The sequence below is a fragment of the Microbulbifer variabilis ATCC 700307 genome, from assembly GCF_000380565.1.
In the GTDB taxonomy this organism is placed as follows: domain Bacteria; phylum Pseudomonadota; class Gammaproteobacteria; order Pseudomonadales; family Cellvibrionaceae; genus Microbulbifer; species Microbulbifer variabilis.
In genome coordinates this window covers 281,832-295,842 of sequence record NZ_AQYJ01000023.1, presented here as the reverse complement: position 1 = coordinate 295,842, position 14,011 = coordinate 281,832, and the positions used below count along the sequence as shown (strand labels likewise).

Genomic DNA, 14,011 nt, shown 5'->3' with positions numbered 1-14,011 from the left:
TCTACTCGCAATCAAGATTTTTCCATCGTCTGGCGGGAAAATTTCAACACCATTTTACGGGGCAGTAATGGCATTATCCAATTCAGAAATACTTTAAGCCGCTTCTCATTAAAAGCAACCAAATCCCCACGTTCCATAGCCCCGTAACCACATTTAGCAACGGATTCTGCTGAACGGGCGTTCTTCCAGATATCTACTCCCTGAAGATCACCAGCCGCTACAAACCCAGTCGCAACAGCGCCCGGACATAAAGCGGTTACTGTTACACCTGTGCCCTTCAATTCTTCCGCCAAGGCTTGGCTAAAGGAAGTCACATAGGCTTTAGTTGCGTAGTAAACCGCCTGTAAAGGACCGGGCATAAAAGATGCCGTGGATGAAACATTAAGGATATGCCCACTATTGCGGGCAACCATGCCTTTGACATACAGGTGGGTGAGATTGGTTAGGGAAACCATATTCACCTGCATCATACCCTGCTCAGCTTCCAGATCTCGCTGATAGAAGAGACCGTGACCACCAAATCCCGCATTATTGATAAGGGTACCAACCTCCACACCCTCGCTTTGGGTTCGCTCAAAAATTCTCTGTGCGGACAAAGGGTCGGAAAGATCTTCAGCAATAACCATTGCCTGGATACCAAAATCCTTCTCCAGCTGCTGTTTGAGTGCTGAAAGCTTCCCCTCAGACCGAGCGACCAGAACCAGGTTGCCGCCCTTAGCCGCATGTATCCTGGCCAACTCAAGGCCAATACCACCTGAGGCTCCTGTAATAAGTGCCGTTTCCATTTAACTGTCTCCCAAGCGTTAATCTTGGAATCAGTATATAAGCTAAAGACGCCAGCTAAGAATCCGATTGTGCCGGTTGACTATCCAAACATGCCATCATCCAAAGGCATACCTTCACCCTACTCTAAGAGTTTCGCAGAAACATCGAAACAAGCTCAAGATCTCGTTTCCCGTTCTGCGGACCTTGAAACTGCAACCCCAGGAATTCGGAAGGCGCTCCTTTCGGTATAAACGGGATAATTTTCTCAAGTACCTATCAATAGCGGTGATCATTACCCTCGTGCACTTCATCCATATTAAAACTCAGTGCAGTCAAGCTATCGTTACTCATGTTTTTCCGATCCTTTGACTTCCTGGTCTCACGTCTGTCTACTCTGGAGAGCAAGAACTACTACCTCAATTGAGTCATTTGCTGTAACTCCGTGAACCAAAGCTTTTTAACAGCCTCTAAATTTCCCGATAGATTACAGGTCATTTTTAATGCACTGTTTACACCAAGGTGAGCTTAACCAAAAGGGTATTCTATCAATACCTGATCCACATAGCATTGATATTACAAGGGGTATGAAGCACACTTAACACACAACTTAAGACGCAGTTTTAGCCTAACAACTCTTTTTTTGTTAGTGTTCTCCACAAACAAAAAACTAGAAAGACTTCACTACTTCCAGTTCTTCAGAATGGTGTAAAAATAGCATTTGTCACTTTTAATTAAGTCTTTTCATATCTAAAAGGCTGAAAGTGCCTAGCAATATTTAGTTACGTTTTTATATTCACCATATGTACATGGCTTAGTCTGAGGCAAATCAGAAAACCTTAAAAAAACAACTCGATCAACAAATAACCGGCAACCAAAACTATTTACCAGCTAAAGATATATGCGAATCTTTATAATAGAAGACGACATCAAATTAAGTCATTACCTTCACAAGGGCCTTAGTCAGGAAGGGCATGGTGTAGAGCTATGCCATAATGGAAAAACAGGGTTAATTCAAGCCAGCATCGAAAATTTTGATGTAATAATCCTTGACCGAATGCTTCCTGGTATGGATGGGTTAAAACTATTAAAATCCCTGCGGGGAATGGAAATCAGTACACCAGTTTTAATGCTAAGTAACCTCGGAGACGTCGACCATCGCGTAGAGGGTTTACGTAGTGGATGTGATGACTACCTTTCCAAACCTTTTTCTTTTGCAGAACTTTTAGCCAGAGTCGAAGTCATTGGTAGGCGCCAACCTCAGTCCAACACCTGCGAATTCCTTATTGTTTCAGACCTTGAGCTCAATCTCTTAACAAGGAAGGCACAACGCAGAGGCCGTAGTATTGAACTATTAACCCAGGAATTCAAACTCCTGGAATATCTTATGAGACATGAAGGTCAAATTGTTACAAAAACAATGCTTTTGGAGCAAGTCTGGGATCTTCATTTTGACCCGAAAACTAATGTAGTAGAAGTGCACGTAAGCAGATTGAGAAAGAAAGTTGACCAATCTCAGGACAGTCCTCTTATTCACACAGTAAGGGGGGCCGGCTATGTCCTTCGCAAAAAAAATTAAGCTACATAAAAGCTCCAGTTTCAGACTGGCAATTATCACATTCAGCTGCGTCTGCCTTAGCTCCAGTATTTCATTGGCAAGCATCTATTTAATCACAAAACAATCGTTGGCAAATCCAACATTTCATAAAATTGAAAATATAACAAAAGAATCTATTGCGGAAATCAATGATCTAGAGTTTTTTCACCCTGATATATTTCCAAACTTTAAAAATGTAAAACCTAGAAATTTCATTAACAACCACACTTCACCATCAAAATTCACTAGCGACTACACACACTACTTCAAAAATCTTTTAAATAAAAGCAGCTTAAGCAATCAGGAGAAACTTGCTATTCAAGGGCGATTATTCGCACTGGGAGAGAATATCAATCCCCCACTAGAAAAAATTCCCGCCAACCTAATCTGGCATCTACTTAATAGTGAATTCCCCGAAGATTTTCACGATTATGTAGACAACATTACTGATGAGCGATTTAGCCATTGGCCCCAATATCATAAGAAACGCCACATAGATGCAACACTACTCGCAAAATATTACATTGAGACAGAGTATTTTCTAGATACAGAGGATCTCTGTGTAAAACTTCAAGACGCGAAGGGAAATATTATACTTAGTAATATCGAAGGAATTTCCCCACAAAGCAAGAACTATAAGTCTACCTACACGGCAACCTACAATCCAGACTCTACATTTGGTCAAGAAGATGAACAGCACATATGCCTAGCAAGAACTTCCCTACTAAGTGACGGGGGAGAACTAATACTGGGGAAGGATTTCACCCAAGAATATCACCTATTGAAAAGTCTTAACTCTGTTATTTTTTACGGACTTCTGATCACTGCAATTATTAGCCTAATTTGTGGATATCTTGTATCTAGGCAAGCAGTCAGAAGAATAAGCGAGATTAACAAAGTATGCCGCCAAATTATGTCTGGAGATCTGGACAAACGGATCCCATATAATAGTAATGGCGGAGACTATGATCAGTTATCTATACATATCAATACAATGCTGGACAAAATCCAACAATTGATGATGGGAATAAAACAAGTTTCCGACAATATTGCCCATGACTTGAAGTCCCCACTTTCTCGGCTACGAGGCCAGCTAGAACTATTATTGCATATAGAAAAACCAGATAAAGATACTATCGAAGCCATTATTAATGAAAACGACAGGATCATCGAGTGCTTTAATGCGTTACTCAGAATCTCGCAAATTGAGCAAGGAGCACAAAGGTCAGCATTTCGGCACTTTTCGCTTCATAACCTTCTTAAAACCCTGGTAGAAGTCTATGAACCGATTTTTCATGATCAGGGAATACTTCCATCCGTTACTTTGATTGATGACCAACATATGATCTTTGGAGATAAAAACCAATGGTCTCAGTCTATTGCAAACCTATTTGACAATATAATTAAGTACGCACCAGGAAGTGGCAAACTGGATATTAGGCTTTCAGCTCAACCTCAACAAGGTAGGGAGAATCTTCAATTGCAGCTACACGATAGCGGTCCGGGAATTCCAGAAGATGATCATAAAAAGGTCTTTGAGCGATTTTACCGGTTGGAATCGCATAGGCATACAAAAGGTAATGGACTTGGATTAAGTCTTGTTTTGGCTGTTTGTAATTTGCACAAAGCTAAGATTCACCTAGCTAACTGCAATGGATTAAAGATACAGATAGATATCCCTTCAATCACAGATCCACATCCCGCCCATTCATTAAATTCTCAGGAAAGTAAATTCAGTGAATTATATTGAATATTTATCCGTACAAGGAAGTTAAAAATTCTATACAGATAATTTCCACTTACAAAGCAGAATAGCCATACAATGGTACGGCTATTCTGCTTATTCTTAAAATGCAACAACCAATAAGAAGATTAACTCTCACCAACAGAATTACGAACAATTTCAATGGATGAATCCGTGATTGCCGTCACAGGTAACCACACAATCAAAGTCTGGGATCCATCTGTATCTCTGATAATACCCAATTTTACATCGGATAGTACTTTGCCATTGAATTTTACTCTCGGAGTTTTGCTTGTTCCCCATTCGCGAATAATTAGTGATGGATTTACCAAAGGACTACTATCATTAGCCTTCACTATCAAAGAAATATCTCCTGATACCCCATCTGATGTCAGGCTATAGGCTCTTTCATCAGTGATAAAATTAATTACATTGCCCTTAACACCTTGAACCGCATCTATTACAGGTGGAGAAATCCATGAACTTGCCAAGCCCTGTAAATCAACCGGTGTTCCCTGGGTAAAGCCATACATCATAGATCCAGAACCATATTCAAAGGCCTCTAGATTACCAACCGCAAAGTGAGAAACTCTATCATTGGCAACGGAGAATCGACCATCGGAAGGAATTTGAGCTATTGGCCAATGATTCCAAGGGCCTGCAAACGGAAAAATACCTCCCAGGAAATCTATATGCTTTGAACTCTCCTCATTAGCAGAGGGGAAAAAACCACCTGCCTGACTTACTCCAAAGACCTTCCAGTTAGTTTGGCTATTGAGCACCGCAATATTACCGGGCAAAGGACTGGGGTCCACTCCATCACCAGGCCTGTCTAAGGATATAGGATAAATGATATCAGAGGAGTCACCCGTAAGCCCCGCAATCGAAACTGCATTATAATTCAGAAAGTCCTCAGCTTTTTGACCCGGTCCTAGTAACCATTGGAAGTCCTGATAAAATTCTACGCCACCTTCATCAGCTGCAGGATGGTAAAAAACATCCCGGATTGCCACCCCATCGGGATAAATTGTATGCACCTCATCAATATAAGCAGTATCCAAAACGAGTAAATCAAATACATCTGCGGCAGCATAACGCCAGTGAACTTTAACCCGTGCAGGAGTATTTTCAATCATACGAACATGGGTGCGTAGAGCGGCCTTATCAGACATGTGTTCAGCCAAAGAAACAATTGGGTTGACTGAAGCTGGGGTTTCAGGATCATCCGGATCGGGAATCACCAGTTCCACACTTTGATCAGACATCCACCGATTATCTGTCACCAAGTTCATGCCGTGTGATGTTCCTCGCCAATATACATAACTGATCGGCTTATTATCGAATCGGACTACAATATCTTCGTTGTCCGTAACCCTCCATAGGTTATCCCAAGCATCATGAAAGTCTAACTTTGTATAAATCCCACCAAACTTCTGGGGGTATTTTTCAAGGTCTGGCAATTGCCGCTTCGTAAAACCAGGATCTGGAGCTTTCTTTTGTGCCAATAAAAAACCGTTGTAGCTATCATCAAAATCCTTAGAAGTCAGAGAGTGCTTATAAATGGCAATCTCGTCTATTGCCCCCTCAATACCGAATATACTGGAGAAATGATTGAATTCATTCAATTCACTCTCCCGAACTCCATCTGTTGCTGGTAAAGGTGAATTATTCATTCCAACAATCATTGGCATATCTGGAATTGAAAAATTGACATCATAAGATTGGCTTTTATCTAAAACACCATTGATATAGAGCGACAAACTCTTTTCTGCAGAAACACCAACATGAATCCACTGATTAACTGGGATTACACTATCAGAAGTTAAAGTTTTTCCATTTACCGTAAAAAGCAGCTTACCGTCAGAACTTACTCCAAAATAATACCCCTCATTTCCCATATTATCTGACTGGTGAATGATAGGAGCATTATTCCATGGATAAGCGGCTAGATTAATCCAGGCTTCAATAGAAAGAGCCTCCTTAAATATGGGTGCCTCATCCTGCGCGACCACCACTGCTGATCTATAACCGTCAAAAAAAAGGGCCGAACCAGACACACCAGCGACCCAATCACCCCCGTGGCTGTCAATATATCCAGTCGCTGATTTCAAGCTCTCAACAGTACTCGTGCCCTCCCCCTCATCAAACTTCCAATGCGCCACTGGTAAGGCAGGGGGAGTATAATTAACTATCGTATTCCCATTACCCTGAGACACACCTGCCTGTAGCTCTCCAGACTTATTTTGTACATCGGCTATGCCATTTTCCGTGAGACGCATAGTCTGAATAATAGCCCCTCGACGCACATCCCAGCCTGTGATGGTATCAGTGCCTGGCCGGTATAACCTGGTTACATTGCCATCTCGAGTAATCGTATATATCTCATGGACTACCCCTTCGGGATCTCGCCCCATTTTCGCATTAGCTTTCGGGAAGTAACGCCAATGAATAACAACCTTTTCATCTGACTGCTCTAAAATACGAACATAAGAAAAGTCATTTGATTTATCAAAGCGAGTATTGGCATCACTCGAAATATCAGCCAAATGCGCTACAGGATTAGAATTTTTTCCAAAGTGCCAAACAGGCCGATAACTATGATCACGAGCAAAAACAAGCTTACCTTTCCCTTCAAGGTTCACAATAATGTCAGCATAAGGTCCTGTGATCTTTTCCGGAATATCTACTGAGTTGACACGGGTATAGTGCGCAAAAAAACCAGCCGACGTTTGGCTTAAGTCTACTTGCGAACCCCTGGGTTCTAACACCTGCCTCCCTCCAGAGTCCCCCGAATCCTTGCAGCCTAGTACTGCAAGACAGGCAGCTAGTACAAGATTACCTTTTGATAGCAACATATCTGCTCTTTCCTCCCATTTACTGAAAGGGAAGTCTAAAAGGACATACTAACCCTCTGCTGGACTGAACATTAAATATATGTAATGTTTCTCCCCCCAAATTAAAATAGGACTTATATTTAGCGAATCTAGATCGTTCATATTCATAATTATTCTCACAGCTCATAAAGTAACGAAAAATAATCAGATGACTAATTTCAAGATAACAATTTATTCCCTCAATAACCTATTCAACCTCATAAGAATGTAGATCCTTAAACACGCTGCACAGAACAAATTACAAAATAGACCTATCCTAAGTGGTAATAGCCCCACTTGGAAATCCAACACAATGAAAGAATTTAAAAGCCATCTAAAAATCCAAATATTTTTTCTTATCTTTCTATTATTGGTAGGAGCTTACTTACTAGTAGGGCCAAAGAAGCAGACTGAGCAGAAAACTCAGGAAATTCTATCTGTGCTTTTTATCGGTAATAGCTACACACGCCCTCTTCCTCCGATAATCCAGGCAATTGCTAAAAGCAATGGAGCACAAATTATATATAGATCCATAACTCCGGGAGGGTGGACCTTACAAAAACACTCTGAGTCTACGGATACACTAGAAGCTATTCATGAGAGGGCATGGGATTATGTGGTGCTTCAGGAGCAAAGCCAGCTTCCCTCATTCTCCGAAGAACAGAGGCATAAAGAGATTTACCCCTACGCAAAAAAACTCACCAAAGAAATTAGATTGGCCGGTGCCACTCCTCTCCTCTTTCTAACCTGGGGCCGTAAGCATGGGGACACTCAAAATTATTCCAATGATACTCGCAGTAAAATGCAAGCCCGCTTGTTTGAGGGTTATCAGAATATAGCCCAGACAACATCTTCAAAAGTAATACCAGTCGGCCTCGCTTGGGAAACAATTAGCTCCTCAGATAAAGTCATTGACCTATACGCTCATGATGGAAGCCACCCCAATCAGAATGGTGTATATCTATCTGCCGCGGTCTTTGTTTCCTATCTACTGAAACAACCTCAATTAAATGCTCCACCAATCAATGGCATATCTAAGGAAACAGCCGAATTACTAGCACAACAAACTAAGAAACTTAATTTAGATCCATAGGCTATTCCTGGATCTGGGTCTGTTGTATCCCCATTAATCAGATTGTTTGCTGCGTCGCAGCACCAGTATTAACCTATCATTCCATGTACCTAAAATAAAAAAGCCCCGCAATTGCGGGGCTTTTTGGGGTAGGCTTTAAGGCCGGCTTACATCATGCCGCCCATGCCGCCCATTCCACCCATACCGCCCATGTCAGGAGCAGCCGGCTTCTCTTCCGGGATTTCTGCAACCATGGCTTCGGTGGTGATCATCAGGCCAGCAATAGAGGCTGCCGCTTGCAGAGCAGAGCGGGTTACTTTTGCTGGGTCCAGAATACCCATGTCCAGCATATCGCCATACTCGCCAGTAGCAGCGTTGTAACCGAAGTTGCCTTCGCCTTGCTTGATCTTGTCAACAACTACAGAAGCTTCGTCACCAGCATTGGAAACGATTTGACGCAGAGGCATTTCCATAGCGCGCAGAGCTGCAGCGATGCCGTGGTTCTGGTCTTCGTTGTCGCCAGTTACGGAGATAGCCTGGGTAGCGCGAACCAGAGCGGTACCACCGCCAGGTACTACGCCTTCCTCTACTGCGGCGCGGGTAGCGTGCAGGGCGTCTTCAACGCGGGCTTTCTTCTCTTTCATTTCCACTTCAGTAGCGGCGCCTACTTTGATTACCGCAACACCGCCAGCCAGCTTGGCTACGCGCTCCTGCAGTTTCTCTTTATCGTAGTCGGAAGAGGACTCTTCGATCTGTGCACGGATCTGGCTAACGCGAGCTTCGATGTCTTTAACATTGCCAGCGCCGTCAACGATTACAGTGTTTTCTTTGGACAGGGTGACACGCTTAGCAGTACCCAGGTGCTCCAGAGTGGTACCTTCCAGCTCCAGGCCAACTTCTTCAGAAATCACGGTGCCGCCAGTCAGGATCGCAATGTCCTGCAGCATGGCTTTACGGCGGTCGCCGAAGCCAGGTGCTTTAACAGCAGCAACTTTAACGATGCCGCGCATGCTGTTTACAACCAGAGTTGCCAGCGCTTCGCCTTCTACGTCTTCAGCGATGATCAGCAGCGGCTTGGAGGCTTTAGCTACTTGCTCCAGCAGGGGCAGCAGGTCGCGGATATTGGAGATTTTCTTGTCTACCAGCAGGATGAACGGATTGTCCAGCTCGGCAGTCATGTTCTCTTGGTTGGTGATGAAGTAAGGAGACAGGTAGCCGCGGTCGAACTGCATACCTTCTACTACGTCCAGCTCATTTTCCAGGCCGGAACCTTCTTCAACGGTGATAACACCTTCTTTGCCAACTTTTTCCATGGCTTCAGCGATGATGGTACCAACGCTCTCGTCGCTGTTAGCGGAGATAGTACCTACCTGAGCAATAGACTTGGTGTCGGCACAAGGAGTGGACAGGCCAGCGATGTGGTCAACTGCTGCGGTTACCGCTTTGTCGATACCGCGCTTCAGGTCCATTGGGTTGAAGCCAGCGGCTACGGATTTCAGACCTTCGGTTACGATAGCCTGAGCCAGAACAGTAGCGGTGGTGGTGCCGTCACCAGCGGTGTCAGAAGCTTTGGAAGCAACTTCTTTAACCATCTGTGCGCCCATATTTTCGAACTTGTCGCTCAGCTCGATTTCTTTCGCTACGGAAACACCGTCTTTGGTTACGGTAGGAGCGCCGAAGGACTTGTCCAGAACTACGTTGCGGCCTTTAGGACCCAGAGTAGTTTTTACAGCGTCTGCCAGGATGTTTACGCCTTTCAGCATTTTCTGACGAGCGTCGTCACCAAAAATTACGTCTTTAGCTGCCATGATTCTTATTCCTCAAATTCTTTTTGCGAGTAAAGTTAAAGGCTGGCCTTAGCCTTCCAACACGCCGTAGATATCACCTTCGCTCATGATGATCAGCTCTTCGCCTTCCACCTTGAGGGTATTGCTGTCGGCATAGCGACCGAAAACAACCGTGTCACCTACCTTCACAGACAGTGCGCGCACATCGCCATTGTCCAGCTGCTTGCCCTCACCCACGGCTACCACTTCACCCTGGTTTGGCTTTTCTTTGGCAGCACCTGGCAGCACGATACCGCCAGCTGACATCGCTTCTTCTTCCTTACGGCGTACTACGACGCGGTCGTGTAAAGGACGAATTTTCATGGATAAGTTCTCCATTGAGTCGTTTTAAGGTTTTCCAACATTGGCGGTACAGGCCCATCGGGCCGGTAACCTCACCCCTCTCTGGTCCTCAGAGGCGGGGCTTAATTCTCAGTTGATCCCTATCTATGGGCGGGAGAATAGATTTCAACACCCTAAAGTGAAAAAACTATAAAAGTGCCGTTTTAAGTGTAAAAGTGTGCACTATTCAACCAAATCAGTCTTTGTGGCGCTTGTGCTCAACGGAGTTCCGCTCATCCCGTGAGTACTCTCCCTCGATAATATCGGGGCCACGTCTGGAGGCATTCGGTTGGAAGGGGCCACCTGGTCGAACGATAGTGACATGGCGAAGTAACCGCCCCAGTAATAACTGGCGCAGTCCCGGTATCAGGCAGGCGAAACCGAGAATATCGGTGATGAAGCCGGGGGTCAGCAGCAGAACACCGCCGACGGCGAGAAAGATACCTTCTACCATCTCCTGGGCGGGAATATCACCAGTGCGCATCTTCTCCTGGGCCCTTGCCAGGGTAGAGAGCCCTTGGCGACGCAGCAGCGTCACGCCGATGATAGCCGTTAGAAACACCAGGCCGATGGTGGGCAAGGCGCCGATTTCACTCCCTACGGCAATCAATACCCACAATTCGAGTACAGGTAGAGCTATAAATAGAAGCAGCAGCAAGGGACGCATAGAGAGGATTCCTGATCTAACAGCCCACGGCTAATCCGGGGCTGGGGATATTTTCGACATGCTGTATTAAATGGAGTGGGGAGGCAAATTATTCAAGGGCGCCATAATCGACCCCACGCTAACCAGGAGAGAGGGAGACTTGAATGGCAAGCGAGCAGCAAGATGCCATAGAGGCACCAGCCATAGGCCGAAGCCGCCACTTTGTTGATGATATTTTAGCCGAGGCCGATATCCGTATTAACGGTGACCGCCCCTGGGATATCCAGCTCCATCGAGAAGAGGCACTTGATGAGATCGTCGCCCGCCAAAGTATGGGGTTGGGGGAAACCTATATGCGCGGGGACTGGGATGTACAGGCCATAGATCAGTTCATCTACCGTATTCTAGATTCCGACTTGGGCCGTCACTTCAAGAGCTGGCGCCATATCTTCCCCTATATACGCAGCTGCTTGCTCAACCTGCAAAGCCGTCGCCGGGCGTTCGAGGTCGGCGAGCACCACTACGACTTAGGTAATGAGTTTTACGCCGCCATGCTCGATAGCCGCCTTACATATAGCTGTGGTTATTGGAAGGAGGCCCAGACCCTAGATGAGGCCCAGGAAGCAAAACTGGACCTTATCTGCCGCAAACTGCAGCTTGAACCAGGAATGAAGTTATTAGACATCGGTTGCGGGTGGGGAAGCCTCATCGGTTATGCGGCACAGAAATACCAGGTAGAGTGTGTCGGGGTTACAGTATCCCGTGAGCAGAGAGCCTACGTCGCCGAACGCTATGCCAACCTGCCGATCACCGTGCACCTTCAGGATTACCGCGAACTCAATGAACCCTTTGACAGAATTGCCAGCGTGGGAATGTTTGAGCATGTAGGACGAAAAAACCACCGCGCATTTATGGAGGTGTCAAAACGCTGTTTGAAAAAAGACGGCATTTTACTACTTCACACTATTGGTAAATCCAAACCCGCACCTACCGACCCCTGGGTTGAGAAGTATATTTTCCCCAATGGAGAAATACCTGCCGCCAGTCAAATCACTCTGGCAGCTCAGGAGCTACTGACCTGTGAGGATCTACATAACTTTGGCCCCGATTACGATAAAACCCTGATGGCCTGGCATGATAATTTTGAACGTAATTGGCCTCGCTTCGCCGATCGCTATGGTCGACGCTTTTATCGTATGTGGCGTTATTACCTTCTGTTATGCGCGGCATCCTTTAGAGTTCGCAGAATGCAGTTATGGCAGTGGATGTTATCGAAAAATAGAACCGATAGTGTGGAACGTATTTGCTAGGGTAAGAAATTCTTGATTGAAGACTTCAAATTCTTCCAACATTGAGAGTTTCAAAAGTCTGGGGGAGCAATTAGTGGCGGTGATTTAGCTCTACTACTATCAATGCTTCACCCAGACCTTTCTCCTGACAATCAAATCCATTAGCTATCGCTACTTATCAGCAAGCCCGAATAATACTTGCTGCCGCCAGGTCGTTACTCAATGCATTATCTATTCACAACCCCTCAAGAGCTAAAGTTTCTTATAGAGGTTCATACGGTTGCGGCCATAGTTCTAACGTTTATTACTATTCCATTAACTCTTCTGATGAAAAAGGGCAGCCGTTACCATCGGATCGGTGGCCTCAGCTCACTCTTGATTGCCATTATCTTTTCCATCAGTGCCCTGCTGATGCTATTCAACCCTTACATCATTCCTCATCTCAAGGCCGACATTCCCGAGTACCAGATCGATATTGCCTATGTCTACAATACTCACCCAAACCTTTTATTACTGGGATTGATCAGCATATTCAGTTACTCCATATTTTCTGCCTAAATATGGCCGAGAATCAAGCACTCCAATGATGGCAGAATCACTTCCAATTATCGATTGGATACTGGCTGCCATAGCTGCCTGGGTCGCAGTATTCTATTTCCAGGTTTTTCTTTACGATATTGGTAAACACCCAAGTTATGCCAATATTTACCTGGCTCCATCCGCATTAATGCTGGTTTTTATGGGGCTCGATGTCTATACGTTTTTTTTCCGACCACAAGTAACAGGCCGACCATGGTGGGCACTGCATATGTGCAAGATGCTGTATGCCTGGTCGGCACAAATCAAAGGCTTTGCGCTGCGGGATTTTCACTTATCTTTAGAACAAACAGTATTTCACGAAGTGGCATCCATCCTGGCCTGGCTCATTATTTCCTTGTTTGTATACCTGTTTTATCGAAAAACTCTCAACACAAGATATGCGAGGAAGGGATAGATAAATCTTAAAATCATTACTGAAAGGGAAATAAAAAAGGGCGAACAAAGTTCGCCCTCATCTGATAACACGCTACTGAATCGTTAAATACGTGCACCACCGTCGATATCCAGAACTCGACCGGTTACATAGTCATTCTCCAGAATAAACGCCACGGTTGAGGCAATTTCCTCTTGCTCACCCAGGCGTCTCAATGGCACTTGCTTAACCAGACTATCCAGGATTTCCGGGCGCATTTGCGCAACCATATCAGTGCCGATAAAACCGGGAGCAATTGCAGCTACGCGCACGCCGTAACGAGCCAGCTCGCGGGCCCAGGTTACCGTCATGGCAGCAACACCAGCCTTACTGGCGGAATAGTTTGTCTGTCCCATATTGCCGGCACGAGACAGGCTGGAGATATTCACCATCACTCCACCCTTGCCACTTTCCGCCATAATTCCGGCTGCGGCACGGCCACAAAGGAATACCCCAGTCAGGTTTACGTCAATAACAGACTGCCACTGGGACAGTGACATACGGTCAGTGACCTTGCCCTCTTTACACTTGAGCAACATGCCATCGCGCATAATACCGGCGTTATTAATCAACACCTGCAGACCACCGAAATCCTCTGCGACCTGGAGGAAGCCTTTATCTACCTCTTCCTCATTAGCGACATTGATCACATAGCTTCGCGCCTCGGCACCGAGCTGTTCACAGGCAGAAACACTTTCCTTTAGCCCCTCTTCGTTGACATCAATCAATGCCAAACGGGCCCCGCGCTCCGCCAGGTAAACGGCCATTGCTCTTCCCAGCCCTTGGCCAGCACCGGTAATCGCCACAATACTGCCGGCAATCTGCATGTTGCACTCCTCATTAGTATT

At 45.3% G+C, this 14,011-nt stretch carries 12 protein-coding genes; 6 read left to right on the top strand and 6 right to left on the bottom strand.

Features of this window, described 5'->3' with window-relative positions:
- Positions 1 to 11: 11 nt before the first annotated feature.
- On the bottom strand, positions 12 to 785 hold the full coding sequence (locus G367_RS0106570) for an SDR family NAD(P)-dependent oxidoreductase (RefSeq protein ID WP_020412321.1): 774 nt from the start codon (positions 783 to 785) through the stop codon (positions 12 to 14).
- 878 nt (positions 786 to 1,663) lie between these two features.
- Between G367_RS0106570 and G367_RS0106565 the strand changes: the two genes are divergently transcribed.
- The gene (locus G367_RS0106565; RefSeq protein WP_020412320.1) at positions 1,664 to 2,341 is read left to right on the top strand and encodes a winged helix-turn-helix domain-containing protein; all 678 of its coding nucleotides are present in this window, start codon (positions 1,664 to 1,666) and stop codon (positions 2,339 to 2,341) included.
- Positions 2,319 to 4,109, top strand: coding sequence for a sensor histidine kinase (locus G367_RS24950; protein ID WP_020412319.1), 1,791 nt, complete (start codon positions 2,319 to 2,321; stop codon positions 4,107 to 4,109). Before G367_RS0106565 ends, G367_RS24950 begins: the two co-directional genes overlap by 23 nt.
- A 122-nt stretch (positions 4,110 to 4,231) precedes the next feature.
- Here G367_RS24950 and G367_RS0106555 read toward each other — a convergent pair whose 3' ends face one another.
- Complete coding sequence (locus tag G367_RS0106555) at positions 4,232 to 6,958, bottom strand: LamG domain-containing protein (protein WP_020412318.1); 2,727 nt, start codon at positions 6,956 to 6,958, stop codon at positions 4,232 to 4,234.
- Positions 6,959 to 7,289: 331 nt separating this feature from the next.
- On the opposite strand from G367_RS0106555, the gene G367_RS0106550 reads away from it, so the two are divergent.
- Positions 7,290 to 8,069, top strand: coding sequence for a DUF4886 domain-containing protein (locus tag G367_RS0106550; RefSeq protein ID WP_020412317.1), 780 nt, complete (start codon positions 7,290 to 7,292; stop codon positions 8,067 to 8,069).
- Positions 8,070 to 8,215: 146 nt separating this feature from the next.
- Here G367_RS0106550 and groL read toward each other — a convergent pair whose 3' ends face one another.
- The 3 genes from groL to G367_RS0106535 form a co-directional block, all read right to left on the bottom strand.
- Positions 8,216 to 9,856 (bottom strand): chaperonin GroEL, encoded by a 1,641-nt coding sequence (gene groL, locus G367_RS0106545; protein WP_020412316.1) that lies wholly within the window; start codon positions 9,854 to 9,856, stop codon positions 8,216 to 8,218.
- 48 nt (positions 9,857 to 9,904) lie between these two features.
- The gene (locus G367_RS0106540; protein WP_020412315.1) at positions 9,905 to 10,198 is read right to left on the bottom strand and encodes a co-chaperone GroES; all 294 of its coding nucleotides are present in this window, start codon (positions 10,196 to 10,198) and stop codon (positions 9,905 to 9,907) included.
- A 214-nt stretch (positions 10,199 to 10,412) separates the two neighbouring features.
- Positions 10,413 to 10,883 (bottom strand): FxsA family protein, encoded by a 471-nt coding sequence (locus G367_RS0106535; protein ID WP_020412314.1) that lies wholly within the window; start codon positions 10,881 to 10,883, stop codon positions 10,413 to 10,415.
- Positions 10,884 to 11,026: 143 nt separating this feature from the next.
- Between G367_RS0106535 and cfa the strand changes: the two genes are divergently transcribed.
- The 3 genes from cfa to G367_RS0106520 all read left to right on the top strand — a co-directional run bounded on the left by cfa (position 11,027) and on the right by G367_RS0106520 (position 13,145).
- Positions 11,027 to 12,172: a cyclopropane fatty acyl phospholipid synthase gene (cfa, locus tag G367_RS0106530; protein WP_020412313.1), complete on the top strand. Its 1,146-nt coding sequence runs from the start codon at positions 11,027 to 11,029 to the stop codon at positions 12,170 to 12,172.
- Positions 12,173 to 12,373: 201 nt separating this feature from the next.
- The gene (locus tag G367_RS0106525) at positions 12,374 to 12,709 is read left to right on the top strand and encodes a hypothetical protein (RefSeq protein WP_157533382.1); all 336 of its coding nucleotides are present in this window, start codon (positions 12,374 to 12,376) and stop codon (positions 12,707 to 12,709) included.
- A gap of 25 nt (positions 12,710 to 12,734) precedes the next feature.
- Positions 12,735 to 13,145 (top strand): hypothetical protein, encoded by a 411-nt coding sequence (locus G367_RS0106520; protein WP_020412311.1) that lies wholly within the window; start codon positions 12,735 to 12,737, stop codon positions 13,143 to 13,145.
- A gap of 83 nt (positions 13,146 to 13,228) precedes the next feature.
- On the opposite strand, the gene G367_RS0106515 is transcribed toward G367_RS0106520, so the two are convergent.
- Positions 13,229 to 13,990, bottom strand: coding sequence for an SDR family oxidoreductase (locus tag G367_RS0106515; protein ID WP_020412310.1), 762 nt, complete (start codon positions 13,988 to 13,990; stop codon positions 13,229 to 13,231).
- Between the last annotated feature and the right edge of the window lie 21 nt (positions 13,991 to 14,011).